The organism is Rhodococcus sp. ENV425 (assembly GCF_002887785.1).
Taxonomy (GTDB): Bacteria; Actinomycetota; Actinomycetes; order Mycobacteriales; family Mycobacteriaceae; genus Rhodococcus; species Rhodococcus aetherivorans.
The window spans coordinates 53,556-58,341 of record NZ_PCZU01000220.1 but is presented as its reverse complement, the minus strand read 5'-3'; the positions used below and the strand labels follow the sequence as shown (position 1 = coordinate 58,341).

6 protein-coding genes are annotated in these 4,786 nt (G+C 71.9%); all 6 read right to left on the bottom strand.

The annotated features are described in order from the left end of the window. Positions 1-531 (bottom strand): thioredoxin domain-containing protein (locus CQZ88_RS19395; protein ID WP_102800172.1); only part of this gene is annotated, 531 nt, incomplete at its 3' end. Between the two features lie 37 nt (positions 532-568). Continuing rightward, positions 569-1,057 (bottom strand): MauE/DoxX family redox-associated membrane protein, encoded by a 489-nt coding sequence (locus CQZ88_RS19390; protein WP_006940600.1) that lies wholly within the window; start codon positions 1,055-1,057, stop codon positions 569-571. A gap of 26 nt (positions 1,058-1,083) precedes the next feature. Further along, entirely contained in the window at positions 1,084-2,292 is a 1,209-nt protein-coding gene (locus CQZ88_RS19385) for an MFS transporter (protein WP_006940603.1), read from the bottom strand. A gap of 61 nt (positions 2,293-2,353) precedes the next feature. Beyond that, positions 2,354-3,988 carry a phosphoglucomutase (alpha-D-glucose-1,6-bisphosphate-dependent) gene (pgm, locus tag CQZ88_RS19380; RefSeq protein ID WP_029544519.1) on the bottom strand — a complete coding sequence of 545 codons (1,635 nt, stop codon included), beginning with the start codon at positions 3,986-3,988 and terminating at the stop codon, positions 2,354-2,356. Positions 3,989-4,066: 78 nt separating this feature from the next. After that, the gene (crcB, locus tag CQZ88_RS19375) at positions 4,067-4,411 is read right to left on the bottom strand and encodes a fluoride efflux transporter CrcB (protein WP_006940607.1); all 345 of its coding nucleotides are present in this window, start codon (positions 4,409-4,411) and stop codon (positions 4,067-4,069) included. Beyond that, entirely contained in the window at positions 4,408-4,761 is a 354-nt protein-coding gene (locus tag CQZ88_RS19370) for a CrcB family protein (RefSeq protein ID WP_006940609.1), read from the bottom strand. The genes crcB and CQZ88_RS19370 overlap by 4 nt, the downstream gene beginning before the upstream one ends. Between the last annotated feature and the right edge of the window lie 25 nt (positions 4,762-4,786).

The window sequence follows — 4,786 nt, the reverse complement described above, 5'->3', positions numbered from 1 at the left end:
GTTGGTGAGGTCGCTGTCGCTCCGCTCGGCGGGCTGGTTCTCCGGCGAGAGCAACGCGGCGTGGAACGCGGAAAACGCCGTCGCATCACCGGTCTGCGCGACGCACTGGCCGGCCGCGACCGCGCGGGTCGAGTAGTCGCCGCTCGCGGAGAGCTGATCGAGGAACGCGAGCATGTGGTACCGCACGGCGACGTCGCCGGCGTCGACCGCCTGCGCGAGTTCCTGGCCGTGCTTGTGCTCGAGCTCGGCGCAGTACGGACACAGCGGATCCTCGAACAGGTCGATCGTGGTCGCGGCGTCGGGAAGACCGAGCACGATGACACCGTCGTCCTGCAGCTCCACCTGCACCGCGGTGTTCTGCACCGTCCCGTAGCCCTCGTTGCGCGCCTTGCCCCGGTTCGACTGCCACAACACCCCCCCGATGACCAGCACCGCGATGACCAGGACCGCGATGCCGCCGAGGATGAAGGTGGACTTGCTCGACGTCGGCTCCGGCGTGTACTTGACCGGTTTGACCTTCTTCGCGCTCACGGAATCTGCCCTTCGCTGCTCGGGGATCGATGCGGGATCACTCTGCCATCGCGGGCTGAGTGCGTGCTGAGAGCCTCGCCCGTGAGCCGAGACCGAGCGCGAACGGACTGCGCGGGAACACCGTCAACCACCCGGCCAGGGCGAGGAAGCCGAGGTCTCGTGCGATCTCCCCGGCGTAGTCCCAGCCGTTCACGTCCGCCGCTCCACCGCCGCCGAAGCATCCGCAGTCGATGGACAGGCCGCGGGCCCAGACCGAGGCGATCACCGCGATCAAGGTCAGCAGCGCAGCCGCGCCCACGACCGCTGCGGCGCGCACCGCGAGTCCGATCAGCAGCAGCAGGCCGAGCACGAGTTCGAGGATCGGCAGACCGGCCGCAACGGGCCGTACGAGCGCCTCGGGCAACAACTGGTATGCGCGGACGGCCACGACGGTCTGTGACGGATCGGCGAACTTGATCCATCCGGAGATCAGCCACACGGCAGCGAGACCGAGCCGGGCGATCAGGCTGAACAGGGGAATCCACACCCCTTCGACAGTACCGACGACTGGGGTCAGATCTCCGTGGCTTCGGTCACTGTGGGTTTCCGGGCGGGCCGCGGCGCCAGCGCCCAGGGCACGGCGACGAGCAGCATGACGGCGCCGGTCACGGCGAAGGCGGCCCCGTACGACACCTGCTGAGCCAGGATTCCGGCGGCGACCGGTCCGATCACCGCCCCCACATCCGCGGTCATCTGGAACGTCGCCAGCACCGGGCCCCCGCGCGCCCTGCTGCCGACCACGTCGGCGACGGACGCCTGCTGGGCCGGGTTCATCAGGCCGGACCCGACGCCGGCCAGCAGCGACGTCGCGAAGAACAGCGCGAGGTTCGTGGTGAGGCCCATCGCGATCGTGCTGGTCCCGCACACCACCAGCCCCAGCAGGACGAACGGGCGGCGGCCGAACCGGTCGGACAACCGCCCGGAGACCATCAGGACCAGGGCATTGCCCACGGCGAACACCGTCAGTGCCACCCCGGCGAGGCCGGCGTCGCGCCCGAGGACCTCCACGACGAACAGCGGCACCATCGCCACCCGCACGCCGAAGACGACCCAGCCGTTGGCGAAGTTCGACCCGAGCGCGGCCCGGTACACCGGCGACCGCAGAGCCTCCCGCAGCCGCATCACCGGCATGGCGCCGCCGGAGTCCGGCACGGCAAGCGCGGAGTGACGCAGGCTCACGAACACGACCGCCGCCGCGACGAGCAGCGCCACCGCATAGATGAGGAACGGTGCCCGCAGGCCCAGCCCGACCAGGGCGCCCCCGGCGAGGGGGCCACCGATGTTGCCGAGCAGGAAGCTCGTCGCGTAGAGCCCCGACACCCGGCCCCGCGCGTTCGGCGGCGAGATGCGAATCAGCAACCCGAGCGCCGAGACGGTGAACATGGTGGAGCCGATGCCGCCGAGCGCCCGGAACAGCAGCAGCTGCCAGTAGTCCGTCGCGAAGGCGCAGGCGCCGGTGGACAGCGCCACGATGAGCACACCGGCGGTGTACACCGGCCGCTCCCCCAGCCGCTGCACGAGGTTTCCGCTCGCGGGGGCGAACAGCAGGCGCATCGCCGCGAACGCCGAGATGACGACGGACGCCGCGGTGACCCCCACCCCGAAGCTGCGCGCGAACTGCGGCAGCGCGGGTGCGACGAGACCGAAACCGAGGGCGATGACGAAGGCCGCGCTGACCAGGACCCAGATCTCCCGCGGCAGGGCGGCGTCGCGTGTTCGCATGATGGCCTGATGTTAGCGACGCGCACGACCGGGAGGGCGGGCGCGTCCCGCCGGTGCGGGCTCAGCCGAGGACGTGGGACACCAGGTCCCGCGCCGCGTCCTGGACGCGGGCGAGATGCTCCGGGCCGAGGAACGATTCGGCGTAGATCTTGTACACGTCCTCGGTGCCGGAGGGCCGGGCCGCGAACCACGCGTTCTCCGTCGTGACCTTCAGGCCCCCGAGCGCGGCACCGTTGCCCGGCGCGGCGGTGAGGGTCGCGGTGATCGGCTCGCCGGCGAGTTCGGTGGCGTCGACCTGGTCGGGCGAGAGCTTCGCCAGGACGGCCTTCTGCTCGCGCGTCGCGGGCGCGTCGACCCGGGCGTACGACGGGTCGCCGTAGCGCTCGGCGAGCTCGGCGTAGCGCCGGGAGGGGGTCGTGCCGGTCACGGCGGTGATCTCGGACGCGAGCAGGGCCAGCAGGATGCCGTCCTTGTCGGTGGTCCACACCGAGCCGTCGCGCCGCAGGAAGGAGGCGCCGGCGCTCTCCTCTCCACCGAAGCCGAGGCTGCCGTCGAGCAGGCCGGGAACGAACCACTTGAAGCCCACCGGCACCTCGAGCAGACCCCGGCCCAGGCCCGCGGCCACGCGGTCGATCATCGACGAGCTCACGAGGGTCTTGCCGACCTTCGCCTCGGCCGACCATCCGGACCGGTGCCGGTACAGGTAGTCGATGGCGACCGCGAGGTAGTGGTTCGGGTTCATCAGCCCCCCGTCGGGGGTGACGATGCCGTGCCGGTCGGCGTCGGCGTCGTTGCCGGTCGCCAGGTCGTAGCGGTCGCGGGCGCCGATCAGCGACGCCATCGCGTTGGGCGACGAGCAGTCCATCCGGATCCTGCCGTCGGTGTCGAGGGTCATGAACCGCCAGGTGGCGTCGACGAGCGGGTTGACGACGGTCAGGTCCAGCCGGTGCCGCTCGGCGATCTCGCCCCAGTAGTCGACGCTGGCGCCGCCGAGCGGATCGGCGCCGACGCGCAACCCGGCGTCGCGGACGGCGTCGAGATCCACGACGTTCGGCAGGTCGTCGATGTAGGCGGCGAGGAAATCGTGCCGGCCGGCGTCGGCGAGCGCCCGGACGGCGGGCACCCGGCGCACCCCGTTCAGCCCCGCGGCGAGCAGTTCGTTGGCGCGCGCCGCGATCGCCGACGTCGCATCGGTGTCGGCGGGCCCGCCGTGCGGCGGGTTGTACTTGAAGCCGCCGTCGCGGGGTGGATTGTGCGACGGGGTGACGACGATGCCGTCGGCGCGGGCACCGGATCCAGCGCCGGCGTTGTGCCGCAGGATCGCGTGGCTCACGGCCGGGGTCGGCGTGTAGCGGTCGCGAGCGTCGATCACCACGTCGACGCCGTTGGCGGCGAGCACCTCGAGTGCGCTCGTCCACGCCGGCTCCGACAACGCGTGGGTGTCGCGGCCGAGGAACAGCGGACCGGTGATCTGCTGCGCCGCCCGGTACTCGACGATCGCCTGGGTGGTGGCGAGGATGTGCTGCTCGTTGAAGGCGCCGTCGAGGCTGGAACCGCGGTGACCGGAGGTGCCGAAGGCCACCTGCTGCATCGGATCCTGCGGGTCCGGCGTCACCGTGTAGTACGCGGTGACCAGGTGCGCGAGGTCCTCCAGATCCTCCGCCGCCGCCGGTTGTCCCGCTCGTTCGTGCGCCATGTGACCTCCTCGTCCACCCGACCTTGCCCTGCTCATCTTGCCCGCCCGGCGTGCCCGGCGCGCGCCGATCGCCGTCGGTCAGGACGTGAGGGCATACCCGGCCCAGGCCGCGGCCGTGCCGGCGAGCACGCTCACCGCCGCATACACCGTCGCGGTGACCGGGCGGCGCACCCGGACGAGACCGACCGTCTCGACGGCGAACGTCGAGTAGGTGGTCAGGCCCCCGCAGAACCCCGTGCCGAGCAGCGCGAACGTCGAGGGCGCGAGCGCGGCCCCGGACAGCACACCGAGCAGCAGGCAACCGAGGACGTTGACGGTCAGGGTCGCCACCGGGACGCTGCGGTAGGAGCGGACGTGCCGGCCCGCGAGATAGCGCAGGACCGCTCCGGCACCGCCGCCCAGGGCGACGAGCAGGACGGTCATCGGGCCGTCCGGTGCCGCCACGCCTCGCCGGCCGCCATGCCGGCGCGCGCCGCCGCGAGTGCCCCCACGAGCGTCACGGCCACATAGACGACGGCAGTCGCGGGGTGGCGAACCGCGTCGACGGCGAACGTGGAGAAGGTTGTGAAGCCGCCGAGTACACCGACGCCGAGGAACAGGCGCCACAGCCGGTCGGGACCGAGCATCGCTGCGACGACGCCGAGCAGCAGCGAACCGGCGATGTTGATCGCCGCGATCGTCCAGATGCCGGGGAATTGCACGGACAGCGCGTATCGGGTGACGGCGCCCACCGCGCCGCCCGCGGCGACGACGGCCGTCGGCTTGTACTCCATGCCGGTAACCGTAGAGGTCCGGCAT